Origin of the sequence: Streptomyces sp. NPDC052016, assembly GCF_044548445.1 — a bacterium.
GTDB lineage: Bacteria > Actinomycetota > Actinomycetes > Streptomycetales > Streptomycetaceae > Streptomyces.
The window spans coordinates 43,675-68,153 of the sequence record NZ_JBIUBX010000019.1; the positions used below are offsets into that span (position 1 = coordinate 43,675).

Here is a 24,479-nt window from a genome sequence, read left to right on the forward strand (position 1 = left end):
TCAGGGGCGCGTCGCGGCGAGCGCGGCGCGCAGATGACCGCCGGACTCCTCCAGAAGGCGGGCGGCCGCCGGCCCGTCGACCCCGGCGAGCAGGACCAGGATCGCGGGCTTCACCTCGCCGCCGGTGGCCGCGAGGACGCGCTCGATCTCGTCGTCGTCCGCCCCCGTCGCGAGGGAGACGATCCGCCGGGAACGGGCGCGCAGCTTCTCGTTGGAGGCGCGCACGTCGACCATCAGGTTCCCGTACGTCTTGCCCAGCCGGATCATCGTGATCGTCGACAGCATGTTCAGCACCAGCTTCTGGGCCGTGCCCGCCTTCAGCCGGGTGGAACCGGTGAGCAGTTCCGGTCCGACGACGACCTCGATGCCGTGCTCGGCGGCCGCCGCCAGCGCGCTGCCCGCGTTGCAGGACACTCCGACGGTCAGGGCTCCCCGGGCCCGCGCGTACTCCACCGCTCCGAGCGCGTACGGCGTCCGCCCGGACGCGGAGACGCCGACCACCGTGTCGTCGGGGGTCGGCGCGAGCGCGGCCAGATCGGCCCGCGCCAGCTCCCGGGAGTCCTCGGCGCCCTCGACCGAGGCGACCATCGCCCGCGGCCCGCCCGCGATCAGCCCGACGACCTGACCGGGCGCCGTGTTGAAGGTGGGCGGGCACTCGGAGGCGTCCAGCACACCGAGCCGCCCGGCGGTCCCGGCCCCGGCATAGATCAGCCGTCCGCCGCGGGCCATGCGCTCGGCGGTGGCGTCGACGGCGGCGGCGATCTCCGGCAGCCGTGCGGCGACCGCGGCGGGGACGGCGGTGTCCTCGCCGTTCATGAGACGGGCGATGTCGAGGGTGGGGAGCCGGTCGATCTCGGCGAGCTCGGGCCGGAAGGCCTCGGTGGTGAGGGACGCGAGCTGGGACTGGAGATCGCGGGGACGGGAGGCGGAGTTCATGGGAAACGCCTTTTCTCCGGTGCCTTGGGAACAAGGGGCGGTGCCGCACGCCTCACAGGACGCGCGGCGCCGCATGCGTACGAGGGTCCGCCGCGTGGGCGCCACCGGCCGGGCGCGGCCGCGGAGACCCACGGACGATCACCTCTACGGACCACTGTCTACCGGTGCCGGTGGGCCAACGCCTCGTAGCTCGCGGCCAGCGAGGGCGCGGCCGTCTCGTATCTGCGCTGGGCCACCCCCACGAACAGGCAGTCCACGACCAGCAGCTGACTCGTACGGGACGACATGGCCGCGGGCCGCAGCTCGCTCTCGCGTGCCGCGGACGTGGTCAGGACGTGATCGGCGTACTGCGTCACCGCGCCCCCCGGCCGCCCGGTGATCGCCACGGTCGTGGCCCCCCGCTCGAACGCCACCCGCAACGGTTCGATGACGTCCCCGGTCGACCCGGAGTGCGTGATGGCGACGGCGACATCGCCGGCCCGCAACTGCACGGCGTTGGTCACGGCGAGGTGCGGGTCGCTGTGGGCGTGGGCGATGAGCCCGATCCGCAGCAGTTTCTGCACGAGGTCCTGGGCGACGAGGCCGGACGCGCCGATGCCGTAGACGTCGGTCCGGCGCGCCCCGGCCACCGCGTCGACCGCCGCGCCGAGTTGGGCGGTGTCGAGGCCGGCGGCGGTGTCGGCGAGGGTCTGCCGCTCGTCGCGGGCGAGTTTGGCGACGACGTCGGCGAGGGGGTCGTCGACGGCGATGTCGGTGGTGATGGCGGGCGCGCGGCCGGACTGCTGCTGCGCGGCGAGACCGGCCAGGGCGAGGCGCAGGTCGCGGTAGCCGGGGTAGCCGAGGAGGCGGGCGGTGCGGACGACGGTGGCCTCGCTGGTCTCGGTGCGCTCGGCGAGGCCGGTGACCGTGAGGGCGGCGCAGCCGGCGGGATCGCCCGCGATGGCCTCGGCGACGCGCTGCACGGAGCGGGTCATGGAGGGGGTGAGCGTGCGGACTTTGGCGGCCAGGGCCGAGGCCGCGGCACCGCCGAAAGTTTCCTTCACGTCAGGGGTCACCCATGAAAGATATTTTCGGTTCGGTGTGAGGGTCAAGAGATGCGCACAATAGGGACATGGATCCCTCCGCCCATGCCTCCGGCAATCCCTCCGGCAACCCTTCGGACAGCCCTTCCGGTCACCCCGTCAGCCCTTTGGAGCAGGCGTTGCACGCGGCACGCGCCCTCGTCCTCGCCGATCTCGCCGCGGGCGAGGTGGCCGCGGCGGACGTGGTGTCCATGGTCGAGGAGTCCGTCGTGCAGCGGCGGTGGTGGGTCCAGCAGTGGCCGGACGGCGCGGACTTCGTCGCGGGTCTGGTGGCGCAGGACGTGCAGGACGCACTGCTCGAGCGGTACGGCCGCTGGCCGCTGTGCCCGGTGTGCGGCTCCGGCGACCCGCACGCCCTCGACGTCGAGCCGGAACTGGGGCCCGACCCGCACTGGGTCTGCCACAAGGCGGGCGTGAAGGTCGCCGCGGTGGGCGCGCTGGGCTCGGCGGCCGGCGGGAAGCCGTCCTCGTGAGGCTTGCGTGACGATCTACATCGACCCGCCGGACTGGCCGGGGCACGGACGCATGTGGTCCCACCTCGTCAGCGACGTCTCCTACGACGAACTGCACCTCTTCGCCGCCGAGTTGAACGTTCCCCGGCGCGCCTTCGAACGCGACCACTACGACGTCCCCTCGCATCGATACGCGGACGCGGTCGCCGCCGGTGCCGTCGAGGTGAGCAGCCGGGAGGTGGTGCGGCTGCTCCACCGGGCGGGGCTGCGCCGGCGCAAGCACGGCAGCGGCAGGGCGGGCGACGCCGGCCGGTGAACACGATTCACTCCGTCAGCAGGTCCAGCTCGCCCCGCAGGTTGTAGCGCGCGGTGGCCTCCCACTCGGCGGCGCCGTGCGGGGTGCGGAACAGGCGGGGGAGCGCCAGGAGTTGGCGCAAAACCGTCGCACGACCCTCGCGGAAGGCCTCGTTCGGGACGAAGTGGTACTCCTCGCGGACGGCGGCCGTGTAGGCGGCGTACGCGGACGGGGGCGCGGCCAGGATCGCGAGGTCGGCGTCGCACAGGACCTGGCCGTCGCGGTCGTCGTCGGCCGGGTCGTGGGTGACGGTGAGCCGGACCAGGCGGGCGACCTCCGCGGTCTTCGCGTCCGGCAGGCCGGCTTCGGGCAGGGCGCGCTCGGCGAGGCGGGCCGAGCGCTCCTCGTTCTCGGAGCGGTCGGGCAGGTAGACCGCGTCGTGGAACCAGGCGGCCAGCCGGACGACGTCCGGGTCGTCGGCGTACGCCTCCAGGGTGTCGACGTGGTCGAGGACGGCGGTGAGGTGCGTGAGGGTGTGGTAGCGGCGCTGCGGCTCCTGCCAGCGGGCGAGGAGGTTGTCGGCGTAGGGGAGGGGATCGGGGGCGGCGGCCGGTCCTCGGGCGCCTTCCAAGGTCCGGGCGAAACGGCTGCGCAGGGCGTCGACATCGGCCATGCCCTCATTTTCCCGCGTCCCCGAGCCCGCGACCCTAGCGTGGAGCCCATGACGACGCATGAGGTGCACGACGTACGCGATCCCGAACTGCCCGGACGGCTCCTGATCACCGAGCGGGACGCCTTCGTGCCGCTGCTGCGGGCCCGGCCCGACGCGGACTTCGCCCGGCCGGTCGCCGCGTGTCCCGGCTGGACCGTGCGGGACGTGCTGGCGCACTGTTCGTCCGCGCTGGTGAGGGTGGTGGAGAGCCGGTTCGAGAAGGGCGTCTTCTCGCCGGAGGCCAACGAGCGGGACATCGCCGAGCGGGCGGAGTGGCCCAACGGGCGGATCGTGGACGAACTGGAGCGGGCGATGACTGAGGCCGGGCCCGTGATCGCGGAGGCGGGCGGGGCGCTGGACCAGATCGCCCTGGGCGAGTGGGTGCACGCCGGCGACGTACGGGAGGCGTGGGGCGAACCGGGCGCGTACACCGGCCCGGGGCTGCCGGCGGCGCTGGCTCTGCTGGGCCGGGTGACCGGGGTCCTGGGGCACGTACCGCTCCAGGCCGACCTCGACGACGTGGACGAGCCGTTGCGTCTGGGGGGCGTGCCAGGGGACCGGACCCCGGCGCGGTTCATCGGCGACGCCGCCACGCTGGTCCGGCTGTACGCGGGCCGTTCCGTCGCCGGGGCGGCGTTCGAGTTGGCGGGGGCGGAGCGCGAGGAGCTGAACATCTTCGGGTGACGTGAGCCGGGCTCCCGTACGGGCGTACGCTTAAATTGGACTAGACCTGTAGCCGCCCGACGACGAATGGGGTCCCATGAGCAAGCGTGCAGTCCTGGAGGTGATCGCCCTCGACGTCGAGGACGCGGTAGCCGCCCAGGCCGGAGGCGCGGACCGCCTCGAACTGGTCACCGACATGGCGGCCGACGGGCTCACCCCGTCGCCCCGCACCGTGGCCGGGATCCGGGCCGCCGTCGACATCGCGCCGCGGGTGATGCTGCGGCTCGCGGACGGGTTCGCCGCGGGGGACGTCGACCGGCTGGCCGGGGTCGCCGGCGAGCTGCGCGAGGCCGGGGCCGAGGAGTTCGTGCTCGGCTTCCTCGACGCGGACGGCGGGGTGGACCTGAACGCGGTGGAGCGGCTCGTCGACGTCCTGGACGGCTGCCCGTGGACCTTCCACCGGGCGATCGACCGGGCGGCCGACCGGGACGCCCTGCGCAAGCAGCTCGCGGACCTCCCCGGCCTCGACGCCTACCTCACGGCCGGCTCCGCGGCCGGTGTCGACGACGGCCTCCCCACCCTGCTGGCCGAGGCCGCGCGGGGCGGGGAGCCGGGGTACCAGCAGGAGCTCCTCGTCGGGGGAGGCCTGCGGCTCGATCACGTGCCGGCCCTGCGGGCCGCCGGCATCGACGCGTTCCACATCGGCGGGGCGGCCCGGCCGGAGGGATGGGAGGGGCCGGTGTCGGCGGCGGCCGTGGCGGAGTGGCGGCGGGTGCTGGACGGCGACTGAGCCGCGGTGACGGGCGGGCCGACACGTCAGCGGATCGTTCGTGTGCAGGGCTCCTGCGCCCGGGCGGCACGCCGGCTGCCCGCTGCCCGGCTGCCCCGCTGCTCCGCCCGGTCCGGGCGGTGAAGGCTTCTGCGCCCGGGCGGCATCGCCGACTGCTCGCTGCGCCGCTGCTTTGCTCGGTCCGGGCGGTGAGGGCTTCTGCGCCCGGGCGGCACCGCCGAGTGCTCGCTGCGCCGCTGCTCTGCTCGGTCCGGGCGGTGATGCCCGTCTGTGTCGTGCCGGGCGGGAGCTGGGCGGTGACGGTGGCGCGGACTGGGGGTGGCGGCCGTCTGGGGTGCGACGCACTTGGTTCGGGCGAGCCGGCTGCTTGTGTCGTGCCGGGCGGGGCTGGGCGATGGCGGCGGTCTGGGGTGTGACGCGCGTGGTTGGGGCGAGCCGGCTGCTTGTGTCGTGCCGGGCGGGGCTGGGCGATGGCGGCGGTCTGGGGTGTGACGCGCGTGGTTGGGGCGAGCCGGCTGCTTGTGTCGTGCCGGGCGGGGCTGGGCGATGGCGGCGGTCTGGGGCGTGACGCACTTGGTTCGGGCGAGCCGGCCTTTCGCGTCGTTCCGTGCTGGGTCCCGACGGGGCCCACACGTCGTGTCGTTCCGTGCCGGCTCTGGGCGGGGCCCGCATGTCGTGTCGTTCCGCCGGGTCGGCCGGTGACGGCCGTCCGTTGGTGCCCTGTCGGGTGTGGGCGGGACGGCCGTCGTTGTCGTGGTGTTCGCGCGCGGTGCGGGATCGGCCGACAACCGGGGCGCGCGTCGTCCGGGTGGGCCCGGTCGGCGGCCGGACCTCGGCGGCCGGGTGGCGCCCGGCGCCGCGCCCCCGCGCCCCCGCGGCCACCGGGACCCCGTGGCCGCCGACTAGGCGAGCTGCGGGGGCAGCGGTGCCGCGTGGGTGACGATCAGGCCCGACACCGCTCGGGTCAGTGCCACGTACAGCCGTCGCAGCCCGGTCCGCTCGTCCGGCTCGCCGTCGACCACGGCCTGTGGCTCGTCGAGGACGACGTAGTCGTACTCCAGGCCCTTGGCCAGGGAGGCCGGGACCAGGGTCAGGCGGGTCTCGCGAGTGGTCTCCTCGCCGGGGGCGAGGTGGGGCAGGCCGGCCGCCGTGAGCGCCTCGGCCAGTGCCGGGACGCGGGCGTCGGCGGCGATCAGGCCCGTCGAGCCCTCGTTGCGGAGCAACTCCTCGCAGGCGGCGACCACGTCGGCGGTGTCCTCGATCGGGCGCAGATCGAAGAAGCCGGGGTTCTCCCGGACCGAGGCGACCGGCGTCAGGCCCGGCGCGATGTGCGGCAGCAGGCGGGACGCATAGGTGATGACGTCCGCCGGGACGCGGAAACCGGCCGTCAGTTCCTCGATCGCCGCGTCGGGCTTGCCGAGGTGGGACAGCGCCTCCTCCCAGCTGCGGGTCGCCCACGGTGTGGTGCCCTGCGCGAGGTCGCCGAGGACGGTCGCGCTGCCCGTGGAGCAACGGCGGCCGACGGCCCGGTACTGCATGGGGGAGAGGTCCTGTGCCTCGTCCAGCACCACGTGCCCCAGGGAGTGCGTGCGCTCGACCAGGTCCGCCGTCTCGTCGATCAGCACCGCGTCCGCGGCCGACCACCTGGCCGACTTCACGGACCGCACCTGCCTCGCCCACAGGATCGTCTTCCGCTCGTCCTCGGTGAGGATCCCCTCCGCGTGCGCGGCGAGGAAGTCCGCGTCCGTGAGCAGACGCAGGACGAGCTTCGCCGGGTCCACGGCCGGCCAGACCGCCTTGACGGCCGCCTTCACCGCGCTGTTGCGGGCCACCGCGTCCTGCACCCGGTCGTCCGGCGCCTCCCCGGCCCGCTCCATCTGCACCAGCACGGCGTGCGCGATGCGCTGCGGAAGGGCGTCACGGGCGGCGCCGTAGCGGATGTCCCGGTCGAGCAACTCGCGGACGATGTCCTCGAGTTCGTAGGCGGGTACGCGCCAGCGGCGGGAGCCGCGCACGACCACGACCGGCTCGGTGGGCATCGTGACGTGGGAGTAGACGGCCCGGCGGAGCACCTCCGCCATGCGCGCGTCGCCCTTGATGACGGCGGCCGCCGCCTCGTCCGTGCCCCTCACCTCCACGTGCGCGACCAGGTCGTCGACCGTCGCCTGGCGCACCGTCAACTCACCGAGGGCCGGGAGGACCTGCTCGATGTAGTGGAGGAAGGACCTGTTCGGTCCGATGACCAGCGTCCCGGTGCGCGCCAGCCGCTCGCGGTGGGCGTAGAGGAGGTACGCGACGCGGTGCAGGCCGACGGCCGTCTTTCCGGTCCCGGGGCCTCCCTGCACGCAGACGGAGCCCGCGAGTCCGGAGCGCACGATCTCGTCCTGCTCCGGCTGGATGGTCGCCACGATGTCGCGCATCGGGCCGACACGCGGACGCTCGATCTCCTGCTGGAGCAGCTTGCTGGTGGTCGCCGCCTCGGCCGGGTCGGAGAGGTGCTCGTCCTCGTACGCGGTGAGGTCGCCGCCGGTGTAGCCGAAACGGCGCCTGAGCGCGATGTCCATCGGGTCCTTCTTGGACGCCCGGTAGAACGGCTGCGAGACCGGCGCACGCCAGTCGATGACCATCGGGTCGCCGTCGGCGTCGTGGACATGACGCCGGCCGATGTAGAAGCGTTCGCCCTCCGCGCCCTCCGCCCGGTCGGCGCCGGGCGCGTGCAGGTAGTCGAGCCGGCCGAAGAACAGGGGGGTGTCGCTGAGGTCGGCGAGCGCCTTGATGCGTTCCTCGATCTGGCGCTCCAGGATCTGGGCGTTGACCCAGTTCGCGGTGACGTCGCTGATGTCGAGGGCCTCGACGTCCTCGCGCATGGCGCGCAGCGCGGAGCGGGAGGCGCTGAGGTGGGAGCGCTCGCGGGCGAGGGGATCGGCGTGGGAGTCGTGGGCGGGCGTGGACAAGGAGGTGCCTCCGAAGGCCTCTGCGTGGGTGGCGCGGAACGCGGAACCGCGGGATGCCGACCGGTTTCCGTCCGGACGGCGGCACTCCGTGAGGGAGGCGGGCAAGAGCGGAGATTCTAGGTGAGGGGGTGGGGGGTCGCCAACGGTTTTCCCGGCCCCCGGACTGCCGTACGGCCGCGGGCCGGTGATCCCGCGTCGGCCGCCGTCCTCGACCCCTCGCGGCCGCCGTCCTCGACCCCTGGCCGCCGCCCTCGACCCGTCGCCGCCGTCCTCCCCCTCGACCGGCGCCGACTGCGACCCCTAGGGGACACCGGCGTCCTCCCTCGGGGGAAGGCGTCCCTCCCGAGGCGTAGGAACGCGGTCCACGGCTTCGGTCCGCAGGCCGATGCCGCCCGCGCGCCCGCGATCCATCATGGAGACATGAGTGCAGCGACCATCCACCCAGCCCCCGCCCCGGCGGGCGCCACCCCGCTCGCCGGCGCCCACCGGCACCTGCTCGGTGACGCCCTGCGCGCGGTCAAGGTCTTCGCCGGCGCCGCCTTCGACGTGATCATCCTCGGTGAGTACGGCGAGGAGGCCGGCGTCCGCCGCAGGTGACGGCCGGGGCCGTGCCCGACCCCGGCCGCGTGCCGTCGGCGCCGCGGATCGGCCGTCGGCGGACGCCCTGAGCTCAGGCCCCTTCCGCCAGCAGCTCGTCCGCGTCCACGATCCGGTACGCGTACCCCTGCTCCGCCAGGAACCGCTGCCGGTGCGCGGCGAAGTCCTGGTCGATCGTGTCGCGGGCGACCACCGAGTAGAAGTGGGCCTGGTGACCGTCCGCCTTGGGGCGCAGCACACGGCCCAGGCGCTGGGCCTCCTCCTGACGCGACCCGAAGGTGCCCGACACCTGGATGGCGACCGTGGCCTCCGGCAGGTCGATCGAGAAGTTCGCCACCTTCGACACCACCAGCACGCTGATCTCGCCCTCCCGGAAGGCGTCGAACAGCTTCTCGCGCTGGGCGTTGGACGTCTCGCCCTTGATGACGGGCGCGTTCAGATGCTCGCCCAACTCGTCGAGCTGGTCGATGTACTGGCCGATGACGAGGATCTGCTGCCCGGCGAAGCGGCGGACGATCGCCTCCGTCACCTTCCGCTTCGTCGCGGTCGTCGCACAGAAGCGGTACTTCTCCTCCGTCTCGGCGGTCGCGTACGCCAGCCGCTCGGAGTCGGTGAGGTTGACCCGGACCTCGACGCAGTCGGCGGGCGCGATGTAGCCCTGCGCCTCGATCTCCTTCCACGGCGCGTCGAACCGCTTCGGACCGATCAGCGAGAACACGTCCGACTCGCGGCCGTCCTCGCGGACCAGCGTCGCGGTCAGGCCGAGCCGGCGGCGCGCCTGCAGATCGGCCGTGAACTTGAAGACCGGCGCCGGCAGCAGGTGCACCTCGTCGTAGACGATCAGCCCCCAGTCCCGGGAGTCGAACAGCTCCAGGTGCGGGTAGACACCCTTCCGCTTGGTCGTCAGCACCTGGTACGTGGCGATCGTGACGGGCCGGATCTCCTTCCGCGTCCCGCTGTACTCGCCGATCTCGTCCTCGGTCAGCGACGTCCGCTTCACCAGCTCGTGCTTCCACTGCCGCGCCGAGACGGTGTTGGTGACGAGGATGAGCGTCGTGGACTTCGCCTGGGCCATCGAACCGGCGCCGACCAGCGTCTTGCCCGCGCCGCAGGGCAGCACGACGACCCCGCTCCCGCCGTGCCAGAAGTTCTCCACCGCCTGCTTCTGGTACGGCCTGAGCGCCCAACCGTCCTCGGCCAGCTCGATCGGGTGCGCCTCGCCGTCGACGTATCCGGCGAGGTCCTCGGCCGGCCAGCCCAGCTTCAGCAGCGTCTGCTTGATCTGCCCGCGCTCGGAGGGGTGCACGACGACCGTGTCCGGGTCGATGCGCGCGCCGACGAGCGGGGCGACCCGCTTCGAACGCAGGATCTCCTCGAGGACCGGCCGGTCGGTGGTCGTCAGGACCAGGCCGTGCGCCGGGTGCTTGGACAGCGTCAGGCGGCCGTAGCGGTCCATCGTCTCCGCGATGTCGACCAGCAGCGCGTGCGGCACCGGGTAGCGGCTGTACTGCACCAGCGCGTCGACGACCTGCTCGGCGTCGTGCCCGGCCGCCCGCGCGTTCCACAGGCCCAGCGGGGTCACCCGGTAGGTGTGGATGTGCTCCGGCGCCCGCTCCAGCTCCGCGAACGGCGCGATGGCGCGACGGCAGTCGTCGGCCTGCTCGTGGTCGACCTCCAGCAGCAGGGTCTTGTCGGACTGGACGATGAGAGGACCGTTCACGTGGTAGGCACATCCTTTCCGCACGGCCAAACGTCCAGTGTGCCTCAACCGCCGGCGATCACGGTCAGTCGTCGGCGAGCTCCGCGACCCCGGTGATCCGGTGCAGCGGGAACGTCCGCACCTCGTCCGCCGTGTGGTCGTACGCCGTCACGAAGCCGCCCTCCACCCGCACCGGGGCGATGACGCGCTGGCTGGCGCTGCCCTCGGCGTTGACGTAGCCGATCCACAGGGCCTCGCCGGTGAGGACGGCGGCCTGCATGGTGGCGAGGGTCTCGGAGGAGCTGGTGCGGGGCAGTTCGCCGGGCGCGAGCGGGGCGGTGTCGGCGGACTTGCGCGGGGCCGTGGACGCCAGGTCGCCCGCCCGGATGGCGCGGATCGCCGCCGTGAGGAGCGTGCCGTCGGGCACCGGTGGGCCGTCCGGGACCGGTTCGGGGGCCGTCCGGGGCGGCGTGCGGTAGGCGTCGGCGCGGGTGATCAGCACGTCACCCTCGGCGGACTCGGCGGCGGGCGCGTACCCCATCGCACGCAGTCCTTCGAGCAGGGCCGCCGGGTCGGCCTGGGCCGCCAGCACGGTCGGTGCGAGGCGGCGCAGCCGCAGGGCGGCGGCGCGCCGGTCGGCGAGGATCTCGTTCAGCAGGGCGTCGTCGTCGCAGCGGACGTACGCCGAGGCCGCGCCCACGCGCAGATGACCGTGCCTGCGCGCCACGTCGTCGATCAGGTACGCCAATGGCTGCGGCACCGGCGTACGGGAGTGCTCCGCGAGGAAGGCGTGCAGGTCGGAGGCGGTACGGCCGGCGTCCAGGGCCCGGCGCACGGAGGCCGGCGTGAAGCGGTAGACGGTCGCCCCGCCCTTCGACTCGACGTCCGCCAGAACGCCCAGCACGTCGGCGAGCGGGCGGCGCAGCGGGCCGGGTGCCACCGCCGTCAGGTCGGCCTGGAGGAGGACGTGGTCCAGGGGCTCGGGCAGGAGGGGGGCGAGGAGGCGGGCGGCGGCCGTGGTCGCCACGGCCTGCTCCGGCGGGGCGAGCGGCGCGGGAGCGGAGGGGCGGTGGTGGACGGGGAGTTTGTCCCCCGGCCCCTCCGGCTCCTCCTGCGCCCTGTGCGCCACGGCCGCCCCCAGCAGGGCACGCCCGTGCGCCGCCAGCGCACCCCGGCCGGTCACGCCCAGCAGTTCGGCCTCCGTCAGCGTCCAGCGGGCGAGGCGTGAGCGCAGGTCGCCCTCGCCCTGCGGGCCCTGTGGCCCCTGCGCGCCCCGCAGCGGCCGCTCCCAGCGCAGCCGGCCGAGCAGGGCCTCCGCGTCCGGCGCGCAGCCCTGCGGCAGCGCGGCCAGCAGCGCGAGCACCCGGTGACGCACCTCCGGCGCGGCCGAACGGTCCAGCCCCGGCCCCAGCGCCGACAGCGCCCGGTCCTTCGCGTCCCGCCCGCCGACCAGGCCCGGCGTCCGCGTCGCCGTCAGCCACGCCTCGGCCAGATGCGCCCACCGGTCGGCGGCCGGACGCTCCCGCCACTCGTCGTACGCCGGAGTCGCCGCGTACCGCTCGTCGGCCTCCCCGTCGGAGGCGATCAGCCCGGCCGCGTACGCCAGCTCCACCCAGAACGCGGCGACGGGCTCGGAGACGTCCAGGGCGACGGCGGTCCGCTTGAGGTCCCGGACGCTGAGGCCGCCCGCCCGCAGTACCGCCGGCCCGCCCTCGTCCCAGTCCTTCAGCAGTTCCTCGACGGTCGCCAGCGCCGTGTACGCCTGGCCGGCCGCCGTCGTGTCCACAACCTGTGGACGGTGGGTGACGGCCGGCTCCACGGCGGGCGGGAACGGCTCCGGCGTGCGGTGCGCCCGGCCGGCCCGCAGGTGCAGCGCGACCTCACGGGGAAGGACGACGGTGCCGGGGGCGGTGGGCAGGAGCAGGCCCCGGTCCAGCAGCCAGCGGAGCCGGGGCGCCGGGTCCGCGGTGACCTGCCCGTACGGCGGCCCCCAGACGAGCCGGTCCAGCACCTCGAGGGAGTCCGCCGGGGCCCCCGCCAACAGGGCCTTCATCTTCCTGCGGTGGGTGAAGAGGGCGGTCAGCGCGGCCACCGCCGACACCGAGTCGTGCGTCGACGGCAGCCCGGCCGCCGACACGATCTCCTGGATCCGGCCCGGCGACATCCCCGCGGTGGCCTCCTGCACGGACGGGCCGAGACCCGTCGGCGAGGGGTGCTGCGGGGACGGGGACAGCAACTCACGGGCCGTGCGGACCAGGCGCAGCCGGTCGTCGGCGCCCCAGACCAGGGCCTGCTCGCGGAGGGCGGCCACGGCGCCGGGCAGCGCGCGGACCACGGCCTCGTCGGCCGTGTCCCCCGCCATCAGGCCCAGCAGCTCGTCGTACGTCGCCGGATCGCCGGCCACGGCCAGCGCCTCCGCCGTCTGCAACGCGAACCGGTCCAGCCGTTCCAGCGCCCGCACCACGGAGGCACGGGTGCCGGCGCGGGTGGCGAGCTGCGTGAGGTCGGTGGGGACCGGGGTGATGAGATCGGGGCGACGGCGCAGGAGAGCGGCCAGGGAGGCGTCGTCCCGACCGCGGAGGGCTTCCGCGAGGGACCGGGGGGCCGGGGGGTCCTCGGTGCTCATCTGACCCACGGTAGCGGGTTGCCTCCGGCGGTTGAGCGGAAGTGGTGCGGGTGGATGGGGGGTGGGTGCGGGTGGGTGGGGGTGCGGGTCGGTTGCCGGGGGCTGCCGCCCCCGGGCCCCGCTTCGGCCCTGAAGGGGCCTCGTCCTCAAACGCCGGACGGGCTGGGTTTCGCCGACCGGCGTGGGACCGCGCGCGTGGGACTGCGCGCCCAGGCTCGGTGGGTGGGTCGGGGGCGTGGCGGTGCGGCGAGCCCGCCGCGGGTCGCGCCCCTCTGCCCGCTGCCACAGTGCGCCGCCGGTACTGGGACCAGCTAGGCGGCGGGCTGCGCCGCACCGCCACGCCCCGCTCCCGGGAGCGCGCGAGTGCGGGAGTGGGTGGGGTGACCGCCGGTGCGGCGGGGGTGCTTCCGGGTGCGGCGGGTGCGGGAGTGGGTGGGCTGCGCCTCACTGCCACGCCCGCTTCCGAGGGGGCGGCGACTGCGGGAGGGGCTGAGGGAGGTGATTCCGGGTGCGGGAGCGTGTGGGCTGCGCCGCACCGCCACGCCCCGCTCCCGGGAGCGCGCGAGTGCGGGAGTGGGTGGGTTGACCGCCGGTGCGGCGGGGGTGCTTCCGGGTGCGGGAGTGGGTGGGCTGCGCCTCACTGCCACGCCCGCTTCCGAGGGGGCGGCGACTGCGGGAGGGGCTGCCGGAGGTGATTCCGGGTGCGGGAGCGTGTGGGCTGCGCCGCGCCGCCACGCCCCGCTCCCGGGAGCGCGCGACTGCGGGTGCGGGTGGCCGGTGCTGCCGGGGTTGCCGGGCTGGTTTGTCCGGCCGTGCGCGATAGCGTCTCCCCGTGGGGATCGAGAGCGACCAGGTCGTCTACGAGTATCTGAGCCGCGTCGGAGACGTGGCCCAGCAGCGGCAGTTGTCGTCGGCCACGCGCATGCGGCTCGTCTCGGATCTGCGGAACGAGATCGACCGGCGCAGGGCCAGGGCGCCCGTCGACAGTCCCGCCGCCGTCCGTCGCATCCTCTCCCGCCTCGGCAGCCCGGACGAGGTCGTCGCGGCCGCGGCCGGCGGAGGCCCTTCCGTGCCGGAGACGCAGGCGGCCTCCGTGCCCGTCCAGCGGGAGCCCGAGGGCGAGAAGGAGCGGCCGAAGGGGATACGGCGCGTTGTGCCGCGGCCCCGGCCGCGCTCGGACGCGGCTCCGCCCGGGCCCTCGGACGTGCCGTCCCCGCCGCACCGGGCCGGCGTGCACGAACTCGGCGACGCCACGGAGAACCCGGACTGGTGGCGGCGCGAGCCCGACGCCTTCGGGATCGGGGACGAGGTGCCGGGGTTCGTCGGCGGTATCGAGATCGCGGACATGCTGAAGCCTCCGCCTCCCGAGCGGACGCCGGAGAGGGACAAGGGAGAGGGGGACGGGGGAGGGGGCGGAGCGGAGGTCGTCGCTCGGCGTCGGCTTCTGCCGTTCCTGCGGGGCGGCCGCTGGAGCAATCCCCTGCTGCTGATCGCCGCCGGCTGCCTCGTCGTCGGCGCGGTGATCGGGAAGTGGCCCGTGATGATCGTGGGCTGGCTGATCGCCTACGCCTCGCGCCGGCTCACCGAGCGGGAGACGAAGTGGGCGGTCGTGGGGCTGCCGGGGCTGGCGGTCGCGACCGGGTTCGTGTGGTTGTGGGGGCGGAGCGACGGACGCTGGGGTGATCCCATCGCCGAGGGGCAGATGAACGACGCCGTCGGGGCGACCGTGCCGTGGGTGGTGCGGGGTGCGGCCGTGGCGTCGGCGCTGTTCCTGGTGTGGCGTTCGCAACGGCGGCGGTAGGCCCCGGACGAGGCGGTCCCGCGGCCCGGCACAATGGGGCGCATGGCCACCACCAGTCCTCCTCCGCTCACCGTGGGTTTCGACCTCGACATGACCCTGATCGACTCCCGCCCGGGCATCCACGCCGTGTACACGGCGCTGGCCGAGCGGACCGGGGCGGTCATCGACGCGGATCTGGTGGTCACGCGGCTGGGGCCGCCGCTGGAGGAGGAGATCGCCAACTGGTTCCCGGCGGAGCGGGTCGCGGCCATGGCCGACTTCTACCGCGAGCTGTACCCGTCGTACGCGATCACCCGGACGCTCGCGATGGCCGGTGCCCGGGAGGCGATCGAGGCCGTGCGGGCGGCGGGCGGCCGGGCGGTCGTCGTGACCGCGAAGTGGGAGCCCAACGCCAAGCTCCACCTGGAGCACCTCGGCATCGAGGCCGACGCGGTCATCGGCAACCTGTGGGCCGAGCAGAAGGCGGCGGCGCTGCGCGAGCACGGCGCCGGCGTCTACGTGGGCGACCACGTCGGAGACATACGCGGCGCGCGCTCCGCGGGCACGCTCGCGGTCTCCGTGGCGACCGGCCCGTGCAGCGTCGAGGAACTGGCCGGCGCCGGCGCCGACGTCGTGCTGGGTGATCTCACCGAGTTCCCGGGGTGGCTCGACGGCCACCTCGCCGCCTAGGGCGCCGTCACCTTCCGGCCGTGCGCGCCTGCCGGCGCCCCGCGGCGACGGACTGCAGGACCCCCGCGCCCGCGATGACGAAGCCGACGCCCATGAGCATGCTCAATCCGAACATGTACGTGGGAAATGGCGTCGTCCCGAGGAACAGCGGGGCGACCGTGACGAGCGTGGCCACGGCGCCGACGAAGAACACGATGGCACCGGCACGGATCAGTCGGTCACCGGGCGCGGCGGAATTCGTTTGGGTTTTGTCACGCACCCGACCAGGGTAGTTCCCAGCGCGAAGGAACAACCCGGCGACGTCTTGTCACCCGCCCGAAGACCATTAGCCTTGGTAGCGGCGGGTCATGGTCGACCCGCTGTAGTGCTATCAAGAGCCGTTTTCAGAAGCAGTTTTCCGACGAGTACGAGGACGAGGACAGACGTGCCTACCGGCAAGGTCAAGTGGTTCAACAGCGAGAAGGGCTTCGGCTTTCTCTCCCGCGACGACGGCGGTGACGTCTTCGTCCATTCCTCGGTCCTCCCCGCCGGAGTCGAGACACTGAAGCCGGGACAGCGCGTGGAGTTCGGCGTCGTGGCCGGACAGCGCGGCGACCAGGCCCTGTCCGTCGTCATCCTCGACCCGACGCCCTCGGTCGCGGCCGCCCAGCGCAAGAAGCCGGACGAACTGGCCTCCATCGTCCAGGACCTGACGACCCTCCTCGAGAACATCACCCCGATGCTCGAGAAGGGCCGTTACCCCGACAAGGCCTCCGGCAAGAAGATCGCGGGCCTGCTGCGGGCGGTCGCCGACCAGCTGGACGTGTAGCCGGAGATCCGGCCCACCGGGTGAACCCGGTCTACGGGAAGTCGAGCGCGTCCGGGCCGAGGGGCGGCAGCAGACCCTCGGCCGCCGCACGGGTGAGCAGGCCGCGCACGGCCGCGTAACCGTCCTCGCCCAGGTCCGCCGTGAAGTCGTTGACGTACAGACCGATGTGCTGGTCGGCGACGGACGGGTCCATCTCCTGGGCGTGCTCCATCACGTACGGGCGGGAGACCTCGGGGGCGTCCCAGGCCGCGCGGACGGACGTGCGGATGGCGTCCGCGAGCCGCCCGAGCCGGTCCGCGCCCAGGGACCGCTTGGCGATGATCGCGCCCAGCGGGATCGGCAGACCCGTCGTGGACTCCCAGTGCTCGCCCATGTCGGCGAGCTTGTGCAGGCCGTAGTTCCGGTAGGTGAAGCGGGCCTCGTGGATGACCAGGCCCGCGTCGACCTTCCCGTCCCGTACCGCCGGCATGATCTCGTGGAACGGCATCACCACGATCTCGCCCACCCCGCCGGGGACCGTGTCCGCCGCCCAGAGGCGGAAGAGGAGATAGGCCGTCGACCTCTCGCTCGGCACGGCGACCGTACGGCCGGCGAGGTCCGTGCCCGCCTCCCGCGTGAGCACCAGCGGGCCGCAGCCCCGGCCCAGCGCGCCCCCGCACGGCAGCAGCGCGTAGGTGTCGAGGACGTACGGCAGCACGGCGTACGACACCTTCAGCACGTCGTACTCGCCGCGCTCCGCCATGCCGTTGGTCACGTCGATGTCCGCGAAGGTCACGTCCAGCGCGGGCGCGCCCGGCACCCGGCCGTGGGCGAGGGCGTCGAAGACGAAGGTGTCGTTCGGGCAGGGCGAGTACGCGATGCGCAGCGGGTGCAGGGGGTCACTGGTCGTCATGTGGGGCCCAACTCTCCAGGACGGGGGCGAGCTTCCCGAAGGCCTCCGTCAGGGCGGTGAGCGCGTCGCCGATGCGCCAGGCGGCGCGGTCGCGCGGGCCGACGGGGTTGGAGACCGCGCGGATCTCCAGCACGGGGGTGCCGTGCGCGGCGGCCGCCTCGGCGACCCCGAAGCCCTCCATGGCCTCGGCGAGGGCCCGCGGGTGACGCTCGCGCAGGGCGGTGGCACGGGCCGCGGTGCCGGTGACGGTCGAGACGGTGAGGACCGTCCCGGTGCGCGCTCCGGTGACCGTCGAGGCCTGCCGTACCAGGGACGCGGGCGGGTGGTGGGTGACGGTGCCGAAGCCCAGGTCGGTGACCGGCAGGAAGCCGTCGGGGGTCTGCGCGCCCAGGTCGGCGGCGGTGATCTCGTCGGCGACGACCAGGGAGCCGAGGGGCGCGCCGGGGGCGAAACCGCCGGCGATGCCGGTCGAGACGACCAGGTCGTACGGGGCGCCGGTGACGGCGGCCGCGGTGAGGGCGGCCGCCACGGAGGCGGCGGCCAGGGCGGGGCCCACGCCTGCGGCCAGCAGGTCGTACGGGGAGGCCGCGCCGGTGGCGAGGGGGGTGCGGAACAGGGTCGCTCCGGGGAGGCGCACCTCACGGGCCGGGCCCGGGAACGCTCGTGCCACCGCGTCCCGTTCGGCCGGGACCGCGGTGGCCACGAGGATGCGTGGGGTGGGCTCCGCGGGGGACGTGGTCAGTCGTCCTTCTTGAGCTTGAACGACCACAGGCCGGTGACCGTCTGGCTGTCCTTCTTGCCGTCGCCCGCCTTGATGGAGACCAGGGTGGAGTCGCCCTGAGCGCCGTACTGGGCGTTGAAGAACACGCTGCCCGGGATCGTGCGGTACGTCTTGCTGCTGTCCTCGGTGAGCGGCTGACCGTTCATGAGGATCGTCCAGCGCTCCTTCGCGACGTCGGGGTCGACGCCGAAGCGGACGGTCTCGTCGGGGTCGACGCTGATCGTCTTGATGTCCTTGTCCTTCAGGCACGCGGTGAGCTCCGCGGGCTTGAGGGCGTCGCCCTCACCACCGCAGGTGGCCTCCGCGCTGACCGAGGAGGTGCCGACGGTGATGGTGGACATGGGCGTCGGCTTGTCGCAGGCCGACAGGACGAGCAGTCCGGCGGAAACGGCGCCGGCGGCGGCGACGGCGCGGCGGCGTCGCACAGCGGATTGCAGCGTGGTCATGCCCGAAGGCTATCGGGCACGTCCAGCGGTCTCTCTACGTGGGGGGCGACGTGGCTGTGTGTTACGCCACGCGGGACGCCAGGCCGGGTCGGCCCGTCGCGCCCCGCCCGGTCGCGGCGGTCGGTGAGCGGCCGCCCGGTGCCGTCCCGCGCGGCCGGTTCCGCCCGGTCATGCCACGTTCGTCCGTGGGTGGCCGCCGTGCCGGGCCGAGGCGAGCAGGCCGCGGGCGGTGGTGAGCCAGCCCGTCGCCACCACCACCGCGGCCACCGACAGGCCCACCGCGCCGTTCAGCGGCATCGCGATGCCGACCGCGCCGCCGAACACCCAGGACATCTGCAGCAGCGTCTCCGAGCGCGCGAACGCCGACGTGCGCACCAGCTCCGGCACGTCCCGCTGGATCAGCGCGTCCAGGGACAGTTTGGACAGCGCCTGCGAGAAGCCGGCCACCGCCGCGAGGCACGCGACCAGAAACGCCCCGAAGAACACCGCCGCCGTGACCGCCGTGCCCAGCACCACCGCCACCACCGTCACGATGATCAGCTCCGGTGCCCTGGAACGCAGCCCCGCTCCCACCGCCGTGCCGAGCGCGTTGCCCGCGCCCGCCGCCACCGCCACCGTGCCCAGCGACACCGCCGCGCTCTGGCCGGTCAGCGGGTGCTCGCGCAGCAGGAACGCCAGGAAGAACGTCAGGAACCCGGACAGCCAGCGCAGGGAGGCGTTCGCGCCCAGGGCGTGGGTGACGGCGATGCCGACCGTGCGCAGACCCGGGCGCTTCACGGGACGGCGGTGCGGGCCGTGCAGGTGCTGCTCGTCCGCCGCGAGCAGTGCGGTGTCCTCGCCCTTCGCCGAGTCGACCTTCCGGGGCAGGGAGAAGGACAGGAACGTACCCGCCACGAAGATCACGAAAGCGCCGTAGAGCGGATAGCGCGGGCCCAGGACCTGCAGCCCGGCGGCGACGGGCGCGGCGACGCCGGTGGCCAGCAGACCGCCCAGCGTGACGCGGGAGTTCGCCTTCACGAGGGAGAAACGCGGCGGCAGGAGGCGGGGCACCACGGCGCTTCTGACCACCCCGTAGGCCTTCGACGCCACGAGGACGCCGAGGGCCGCCGGGTACATCTCGATGCTGCCGGTGACGACCGCGCCGGAGAGGACGAGCGCGAGGAGGGCGCGGGCGAGCATCGCGCCCGCCATGGCGGCCCGGCGGCCGTGCGGCAGCTTGTCGAGGAGCGGGCCGATCACCGGCGCGAGGACCGTGAACGGCGCCATCGTGATCGCCAGGTACAGCGCCACGCGGCCGCGGGCCTCGTCGGTGGGGACGGAGAAGAAGACCGTGGACGCGAGGGCCACCGTGATCATCACGTCGCCCGCGCCGTTCACGCCGTGCAGCTCGATCAGCTTGCCGAGGCCGGACTCGCCGGCGCCGTGCGCGTGCGTGGCCTTGCGGATCCCGCGGGCGGTGCCCGTGAACGGCAGGTGCAGGGCACGGCCGATCGCGCGGACGGAACCGGTCACCCGGCCCGAACCGCTCACCCGGTTCCTCCCCTTGTACCCCTTCGCCCCACCGGTCCCGGTGGCGCCCTGGGGTGTCCTCGCGGTTGCCACCCCGTCATAGTGCCCCGAGAAAGTGGTGTGTAGTGCGGTTACCGCGCGTATGGCCGTGTGCCGTCCGGCCGGACGGCGGGGCTTCGGTGGTCTTCGCGCGCGGGGAAAGGCCGCGTGGATCGCGGCAGAAACACCGCCGGTGTGGGCTGGGAGCCCGCGAGCAGGTAGCGTGCGTATCTCAGCCATCCCTCACAATGGATGGCACAGGTGCGCCCGAGCGCGATCGGACGCGGACGTCGACGCGGCCCCCAGGTCCGCTCCGTCCGCGCCGCCGCCGGAGGCAACCGCACCCGAGAGACGGCGTAGGAGAGAAGCGATACCTGTGAGCGCAGCGACCACGCGAAGCCGCACCCCCGACCGCCTGTGCGCCGAGGCCGTCGACCTCGCCCGCACCGCGGCAGAGGAGGCCGCCGCGCCCGGCGTGGTCGGAGAGCACGTCGGCGTGGTCTCCGAGGGCGACCGCGTGGTGACGCACTTCTTCGAGTGCCGTGAGCTCGGCTACCGGGGCTGGCGCTGGGCGGTGACGGTGGCGCGGGCGTCGCGCGCGAAGATCGTGACGCTCGACGAGGTGGTGCTCCTGCCCGGCCCGGACGCGGTGCTGGCTCCCGAGTGGGTGCCGTGGAGCGAGCGGCTGCGTCCCGGCGACATGGGTCCCGGCGATCTGCTGCCGACCGACGCGGAGGACCTCCGTCTCGAGCCGGGGTACACGGGCGAGGACGAGCCGGCGTCGGACTCCGCCGTCTCGCACGAGATGGCGGAGCTGGTGGAGGCGGAGGACGCCGAGGTGACGGCGGGTCCGCCGGCCAGGCTGCCGACGGCTCCCTCGCGCGGGTCCATCGCGGCGGTCGCCGAGGAGCTCGGCATGCGCCGTGCCCGGGTCCTCTCCCGGTACGGGCTGCACACCGCGGCCGACCGCTGGGAGGAGGCCTTCGGAGCCAAGACGCCCATGGCCCAGGCGGCGCCGGCCTCGTGCGTCAGCTGCGGTTTCCTCACGCCGATCGGCGGTTCCCTCGGGCAGGCCTTCGGCGTCTGCGCCAACGAGTTCTCCCCGGCCGACGGGCGCGTGGTCTCCCTTGCGTACGGCTGCGGCGGCCACTCCGAGGCCGCGGTCATGCCGAAGCCGCCGCGGCCGGCTCCGCCGGTGATCGACGAGACCCGGGTGGATCCGTTCCCGCTGCGGCCGGCGGCGGACTCCGGGTCGGTGCCGGTGGTCACGGACGAGGAGTCGGCGGAGCTCGGGCACTCGTAGTCGCCTCCGGCCCGAGGGTCGCCGGCGACGCCGGGGGTGCCCGCCGCTCGAGCGGAGCCCGGAGAGGGGCGGCGCGCGGCAGCCGCCCGCGTCCACGGCGTGATCCGCCGGACGGGCCCCGGCCCGGCCACCGGCCGCGTCCGGTGCGCGGGTGGCCCGGCGGTCCGTGGCCGCCGGCGCGCGGTACCTTCGAGCTCACGCCGATGAGGAGAGTGAAGCGACGTGAGCAAGTTCGTGCGGCCGGCAGCTGAGGGCGCGGACCCCTTCGGTACGGCGCGTCTGCGTCGCGGAGTGCTGGACGCCTGGGCCACCAGTCCCGCCCGTTTCCGGGAGGACGCCAACGCCGAGGAGGATCTCGCCCTCGGCGGGTACCGCGACCGGCTGGTCGTCGAGCTCGCGCAGAACGCCGCCGACGCCGCGGCCAGGGCCGGGGTGCCGGGCCGGCTCCGGCTGACCCTGCGGGAGCAGGTCCTCGTCGCCGCGAACACCGGGGCGCCGCTGGACGCCGCAGGCGTCGAGTCGCTCGCCACCCTCCGGGCGTCCGCCAAGCGCGACGCGCAGCAGGTGTCCGTCGGCCGGTTCGGCGTCGGCTTCGCCGCCGTGCTCGCCGTCACCGACGAGCCCGCCGTCGTCGGCCGCCACGGAGGGGTCCGCTGGTCCCTGGCGGAGGCCCGCGTGCTGGCCTCCGAGACCGCGCGGCACAGCCCCGGCCTGGGCGACGAGATCCGGCGGCGGGACGGCCACGTGCCGCTGCTGCGGCTGCCCTTCGCCGCCGAGGGCACCGCCCCGGAGCCGTACGACACCGCCGTCATCCTGCCCCTGCGGGACGCCGCCGCGGCCGATCTCGCCGAGCGGCTCCTCGACGCCGTCGACGACGCCCTCCTGCTCGCCCTGCCCGGCCTTGCCGAGGTCGTGGTGGAGATCGGGGACGCCCCGGCCCGCACCCTGCGCCGGCACACCGACGGGGCCCTCACCGTCGTGGAGGACTCGCGGGACGGAACCACCCGGTGGCGGATCGCCGCCGGGCACGGGCCCCTCACCCCCGAGCTGCTCGCCGACCGGCCGGTGGAGGAGCGGCTGCGGCCCCACTGGTCCCTGACGTGGGCTGTGCCCGTCGACCCCGAGGGGGCGCCCGCCCGGCCGCGGACCAGCCCCGTCGTGCACGCGCCGACGCCCAGTGACGAGCCCCTCGGGGTGCCCGCCCTGCTCATCGCCTCCTTCCCCCTCGACACCACCCGGCGGCACGCCGCCCCCGGGCCGCTCACCGACTTCCTCGTGCAGCGGGCGGCCGACGCGTACGCCGAACTCCTCGCCGACTGGCGGCCGGTGACCGCCGGGAACATCGACCTCGTGCCGGGGCCGCTGGGCAAGGGGGAGCTGGACGGGGCCCTGCGGCAGGCGATCCTCGAGAGGCTTCCGCGGACCGCCTTCCTGCCGCCCGCCGTGCCGCCCGTCGAGGGCGACAGCGAGCTGCCGGAGGCCCTGCGGCCCCGCGACGCCGAGGTCGTCGAAGGCGCGGGCGCCGACACCGTACGGGTGCTGGCCGAGGTGCTGCCGACGCTGCTGCCGGCCGGGCTGGAGCGGCGCGCCGAGCTGCGGACGCTCCGGGTGGCCCGTGTCCCGCTCGCCGACGCGATCGACCGGCTGGCCGGCCTGGAGAAGGACCCGGACTGGTGGTACCGGCTGTACGACAGCCTCGCCGGCGTCGACCCGGACCGGCTGTCCGGGCTGCCGGTGCCGCTCGCTGGGGGTACCTCCCAGGCTTTCGGCACTGCGGGAGGGCGGACCACGATCGGGCCGCGGCAGGTGCTGCTGCCCACCCCGGAGATGGCGGGCGTCGACCCCGACGTCCTCGCCCGGCTCGGACTGAAGGTCGCCCACGAGGACGCCGCGCACCCGCTCCTGGAGAAGCTCGGGGCCCTGCCCGCGACCCCGCGTGCCGTCCTGACCACCCCGCAGGTGAGGGCCGCCGTCGCCGCGTCCCTGGACGACGACGGCGGGGCCTGGGACGAGGACGCGCCGGACGCCGAGGAGCTCGCCGACACCGTCCTCGCCCTCGTGCGGGACGCCGGTCTCGAGCCGGGCGACGAGCCCTGGCTCGGGGCACTCGCCCTTCCGGACGAGGACGGCGAGCCGGCGCCCGCCGGTGAACTGGTTCTCCCCGGCAGCCCGTTCGCGCGGGTGATCCGGGACGGCGAGCTGGCCGCCGTGGACGCCGATCTGGCCGCGAAGTGGGGCGAGCAGCCGCTCGCCGCCTGCGGGGTCCTCGCCGGCTTCGCGCTCGTCCGCGCCACCGACGTCGTGCTCGACCCGGACGAGCTGGAGCCCAGGGAGGGCGACTTCGCCGAGCCCGACGACGCCGGCCTGCTCGACGCCGTCGACGTGTGGTGCGAGGACATCCTCGACCGTTTCCCGGACAGCCCGGTGCCGCCCGTGGCGACCGAACTGGTCGCCGTCCGCGACCTCGACCTGGTCGACGACGACCGCTGGCCGCAGGCGCTGGCCATGCTCGCCCAGCCGCCCCTGCGCGACGCCCTCACCCAGCCGGTGCGCGTCCTGCTGCCCGACGGGACGCACGAGGTCGTACGGCCGTACACGGCCTGGTGGTTGCGCGGTCACCCCGTGCTCGACGGGCGGCGCCCGGCCGGGCTGCTCGCCGCCGGCGGCGACCCGCTGCTGCGCGGTCTGTACGACGAGGCCGACGCCACCGGCTTCGACGACGAGCAGGTGCTGCGGGCGCTGGGCGTGCGGACCTCCGTGGCCGCGCTGCTCGACGAGCCGGGCGGCGCCGCCGAGCTGCTGGACCGGCTCGCCGACCCGGAGCGTCGGGTCACCGCGGCCCAGCTGCACGGTCTGTACGGCGCGCTGGCCGAGCTGGACCCGGAGCAGGTGACCCTGCCGGACGAGGTGCGTGCCGTGGTCGACGGGCGGGTGGAGGTCGTGGACGCGGCCGACGCCGTCGTCGTGGACTCGCCCGACCTGCTGCCGTTCACGGAGGGCGTGCCCCTGCTGCCCGTACGGCCCTCCCGGGCCGCCGAGTTGGCCGAGCTGTTCCAGGTGCGCCGGCTGAGCGAGTCCGTGACGGGCGAGGTCGAATCCGAGGGCGCCGAGCACGACGTGCCGGAGCCGGTGCGCGCCCTGCTCGGGGCGCGGACGCCGGACACCTACGTGGAGCACGAGGAACTCGTCGTCGACGGTGTGGAGATCGACTGGCGCCTGACGGACGACGGTGTCCTGCACGCCGCCACCCTGGAGGGCGTCGCCGCCGGCCTGGCGTGGGCGGCCGGCCAGTGGCCACGTCGCTTCGAGGTGGCGGCACTGCTGGAGGACCCGTCGCGGACGGTGGAGCTGGCGCGGGACCGCTGGTTCGACTGACGGTCCTCCATGGACGGCTGACGGTGGTTCACGTGTTCCCCGCAATTCCC

At 74.6% G+C, this 24,479-nt stretch carries 21 protein-coding genes; 10 read left to right on the forward strand and 11 right to left on the reverse strand.

Going from position 1 to position 24,479, the window contains the following annotated elements:
* Together murQ and ACIHAR_RS23675 are read right to left on the reverse strand one after the other, a co-directional pair.
* Complete coding sequence (gene murQ / locus ACIHAR_RS23670; protein ID WP_365459955.1) at positions 1 to 936, reverse strand: N-acetylmuramic acid 6-phosphate etherase; 936 nt, start codon at positions 934 to 936, stop codon at positions 1 to 3.
* Between the two features lie 158 nt (positions 937 to 1,094).
* On the reverse strand, positions 1,095 to 1,991 hold the full coding sequence (locus ACIHAR_RS23675; RefSeq protein WP_365459952.1) for a MurR/RpiR family transcriptional regulator: 897 nt from the start codon (positions 1,989 to 1,991) through the stop codon (positions 1,095 to 1,097).
* A 56-nt stretch (positions 1,992 to 2,047) separates the two neighbouring features.
* Here ACIHAR_RS23675 and ACIHAR_RS23680 point away from each other — a divergent pair, with 56 nt between their 5' ends.
* Together ACIHAR_RS23680 and ACIHAR_RS23685 are read left to right on the forward strand one after the other, a co-directional pair.
* Entirely contained in the window at positions 2,048 to 2,491 is a 444-nt protein-coding gene (locus ACIHAR_RS23680; RefSeq protein ID WP_400021604.1) for a hypothetical protein, read from the forward strand.
* Between the two features lie 7 nt (positions 2,492 to 2,498).
* A complete protein-coding gene (locus ACIHAR_RS23685) occupies positions 2,499 to 2,786 on the forward strand; it encodes a DUF4031 domain-containing protein (RefSeq protein WP_365459946.1) in 288 nt (95 codons plus the stop codon).
* A 7-nt stretch (positions 2,787 to 2,793) separates the two neighbouring features.
* Here ACIHAR_RS23685 and ACIHAR_RS23690 read toward each other — a convergent pair whose 3' ends face one another.
* On the reverse strand, positions 2,794 to 3,438 hold the full coding sequence (locus tag ACIHAR_RS23690) for a hypothetical protein (RefSeq protein ID WP_365459943.1): 645 nt from the start codon (positions 3,436 to 3,438) through the stop codon (positions 2,794 to 2,796).
* Between the two features lie 48 nt (positions 3,439 to 3,486).
* On the opposite strand from ACIHAR_RS23690, the gene ACIHAR_RS23695 reads away from it, so the two are divergent.
* Both ACIHAR_RS23695 and ACIHAR_RS23700 read left to right on the forward strand, forming a co-directional pair.
* A complete protein-coding gene (locus tag ACIHAR_RS23695) occupies positions 3,487 to 4,161 on the forward strand; it encodes a maleylpyruvate isomerase family mycothiol-dependent enzyme (RefSeq protein ID WP_400021607.1) in 675 nt (224 codons plus the stop codon).
* 76 nt (positions 4,162 to 4,237) lie between these two features.
* Positions 4,238 to 4,930, forward strand: a complete 693-nt coding sequence (locus ACIHAR_RS23700) for a copper homeostasis protein CutC (RefSeq protein ID WP_365459937.1) — start codon at positions 4,238 to 4,240, stop codon at positions 4,928 to 4,930.
* A gap of 902 nt (positions 4,931 to 5,832) precedes the next feature.
* On the opposite strand, the gene ACIHAR_RS23705 is transcribed toward ACIHAR_RS23700, so the two are convergent.
* Positions 5,833 to 7,884, reverse strand: a complete 2,052-nt coding sequence (locus ACIHAR_RS23705; protein ID WP_400021609.1) for a HelD family protein — start codon at positions 7,882 to 7,884, stop codon at positions 5,833 to 5,835.
* Positions 7,885 to 8,304: 420 nt separating this feature from the next.
* Between ACIHAR_RS23705 and ACIHAR_RS23710 the strand changes: the two genes are divergently transcribed.
* Complete coding sequence (locus ACIHAR_RS23710) at positions 8,305 to 8,481, forward strand: hypothetical protein (RefSeq protein WP_365459931.1); 177 nt, start codon at positions 8,305 to 8,307, stop codon at positions 8,479 to 8,481.
* A gap of 73 nt (positions 8,482 to 8,554) precedes the next feature.
* On the opposite strand, the gene ACIHAR_RS23715 is transcribed toward ACIHAR_RS23710, so the two are convergent.
* Both ACIHAR_RS23715 and ACIHAR_RS23720 read right to left on the reverse strand, forming a co-directional pair.
* Positions 8,555 to 10,201: a DNA repair helicase XPB gene (locus tag ACIHAR_RS23715; RefSeq protein ID WP_365459928.1), complete on the reverse strand. Its 1,647-nt coding sequence runs from the start codon at positions 10,199 to 10,201 to the stop codon at positions 8,555 to 8,557.
* Positions 10,202 to 10,265: 64 nt separating this feature from the next.
* Positions 10,266 to 12,806 (reverse strand): helicase-associated domain-containing protein, encoded by a 2,541-nt coding sequence (locus ACIHAR_RS23720; protein ID WP_400021612.1) that lies wholly within the window; start codon positions 12,804 to 12,806, stop codon positions 10,266 to 10,268.
* Positions 12,807 to 13,638: 832 nt separating this feature from the next.
* On the opposite strand from ACIHAR_RS23720, the gene ACIHAR_RS23725 reads away from it, so the two are divergent.
* Together ACIHAR_RS23725 and ACIHAR_RS23730 are read left to right on the forward strand one after the other, a co-directional pair.
* A complete protein-coding gene (locus ACIHAR_RS23725) occupies positions 13,639 to 14,607 on the forward strand; it encodes a hypothetical protein (RefSeq protein ID WP_400021614.1) in 969 nt (322 codons plus the stop codon).
* A gap of 42 nt (positions 14,608 to 14,649) precedes the next feature.
* Positions 14,650 to 15,276 (forward strand): HAD family hydrolase, encoded by a 627-nt coding sequence (locus tag ACIHAR_RS23730; protein WP_400021616.1) that lies wholly within the window; start codon positions 14,650 to 14,652, stop codon positions 15,274 to 15,276.
* A gap of 7 nt (positions 15,277 to 15,283) precedes the next feature.
* Here the strand turns inward: ACIHAR_RS23730 and ACIHAR_RS23735 are convergent, their stop codons facing one another.
* Positions 15,284 to 15,535, reverse strand: a complete 252-nt coding sequence (locus ACIHAR_RS23735) for a hypothetical protein (protein ID WP_400021618.1) — start codon at positions 15,533 to 15,535, stop codon at positions 15,284 to 15,286.
* A gap of 165 nt (positions 15,536 to 15,700) precedes the next feature.
* On the opposite strand from ACIHAR_RS23735, the gene ACIHAR_RS23740 reads away from it, so the two are divergent.
* Complete coding sequence (locus ACIHAR_RS23740) at positions 15,701 to 16,084, forward strand: cold-shock protein (RefSeq protein WP_189942254.1); 384 nt, start codon at positions 15,701 to 15,703, stop codon at positions 16,082 to 16,084.
* A 31-nt stretch (positions 16,085 to 16,115) separates the two neighbouring features.
* Here ACIHAR_RS23740 and ACIHAR_RS23745 read toward each other — a convergent pair whose 3' ends face one another.
* The 4 genes from ACIHAR_RS23745 to ACIHAR_RS23760 form a co-directional block, all read right to left on the reverse strand.
* Entirely contained in the window at positions 16,116 to 16,976 is an 861-nt protein-coding gene (locus tag ACIHAR_RS23745) for a 1,4-dihydroxy-6-naphthoate synthase (RefSeq protein WP_365459911.1), read from the reverse strand.
* On the reverse strand, positions 16,963 to 17,685 hold the full coding sequence (locus tag ACIHAR_RS23750) for a futalosine hydrolase (RefSeq protein ID WP_400021757.1): 723 nt from the start codon (positions 17,683 to 17,685) through the stop codon (positions 16,963 to 16,965). The genes ACIHAR_RS23745 and ACIHAR_RS23750 overlap by 14 nt, the downstream gene beginning before the upstream one ends.
* A gap of 29 nt (positions 17,686 to 17,714) precedes the next feature.
* Entirely contained in the window at positions 17,715 to 18,203 is a 489-nt protein-coding gene (locus ACIHAR_RS23755) for a DUF2771 domain-containing protein (protein WP_365459905.1), read from the reverse strand.
* Between the two features lie 168 nt (positions 18,204 to 18,371).
* Positions 18,372 to 19,805 carry an MFS transporter gene (locus tag ACIHAR_RS23760; RefSeq protein ID WP_365459902.1) on the reverse strand — a complete coding sequence of 478 codons (1,434 nt, stop codon included), beginning with the start codon at positions 19,803 to 19,805 and terminating at the stop codon, positions 18,372 to 18,374.
* Positions 19,806 to 20,127: 322 nt separating this feature from the next.
* Between ACIHAR_RS23760 and ACIHAR_RS23765 the strand changes: the two genes are divergently transcribed.
* Positions 20,128 to 21,054, forward strand: a complete 927-nt coding sequence (locus ACIHAR_RS23765) for a DUF3027 domain-containing protein (protein WP_365459899.1) — start codon at positions 20,128 to 20,130, stop codon at positions 21,052 to 21,054.
* A gap of 222 nt (positions 21,055 to 21,276) precedes the next feature.
* Positions 21,277 to 24,429, forward strand: a complete 3,153-nt coding sequence (locus tag ACIHAR_RS23770; protein WP_400021622.1) for a sacsin N-terminal ATP-binding-like domain-containing protein — start codon at positions 21,277 to 21,279, stop codon at positions 24,427 to 24,429.
* The last annotated feature ends 50 nt before the right edge of the window (positions 24,430 to 24,479 follow it).

Bases quoted from the DNA above. Each gene is read 5' to 3' on its own strand.
- murQ (WP_365459955.1), bottom strand. From the start codon at position 936: ATGAACTCCGCCTCCCGTCCCCGCGATCTCCAGTCCCAGCTCGCGTCC.
- ACIHAR_RS23680 (WP_400021604.1), top strand. From the start codon at position 2,048: ATGGATCCCTCCGCCCATGCCTCCGGCAATCCCTCCGGCAACCCTTCG.
- ACIHAR_RS23710 (WP_365459931.1), top strand. From the start codon at position 8,305: ATGAGTGCAGCGACCATCCACCCAGCCCCCGCCCCGGCGGGCGCCACC.
- ACIHAR_RS23695 (WP_400021607.1), top strand. From the start codon at position 3,487: ATGACGACGCATGAGGTGCACGACGTACGCGATCCCGAACTGCCCGGA.
- ACIHAR_RS23745 (WP_365459911.1), bottom strand. From the start codon at position 16,976: ATGACGACCAGTGACCCCCTGCACCCGCTGCGCATCGCGTACTCGCCC.
- ACIHAR_RS23690 (WP_365459943.1), bottom strand. From the start codon at position 3,438: ATGGCCGATGTCGACGCCCTGCGCAGCCGTTTCGCCCGGACCTTGGAA.
- ACIHAR_RS23755 (WP_365459905.1), bottom strand. From the start codon at position 18,203: ATGACCACGCTGCAATCCGCTGTGCGACGCCGCCGCGCCGTCGCCGCC.
- ACIHAR_RS23700 (WP_365459937.1), top strand. From the start codon at position 4,238: ATGAGCAAGCGTGCAGTCCTGGAGGTGATCGCCCTCGACGTCGAGGAC.
- ACIHAR_RS23730 (WP_400021616.1), top strand. From the start codon at position 14,650: ATGGCCACCACCAGTCCTCCTCCGCTCACCGTGGGTTTCGACCTCGAC.
- ACIHAR_RS23720 (WP_400021612.1), bottom strand. From the start codon at position 12,806: ATGAGCACCGAGGACCCCCCGGCCCCCCGGTCCCTCGCGGAAGCCCTC.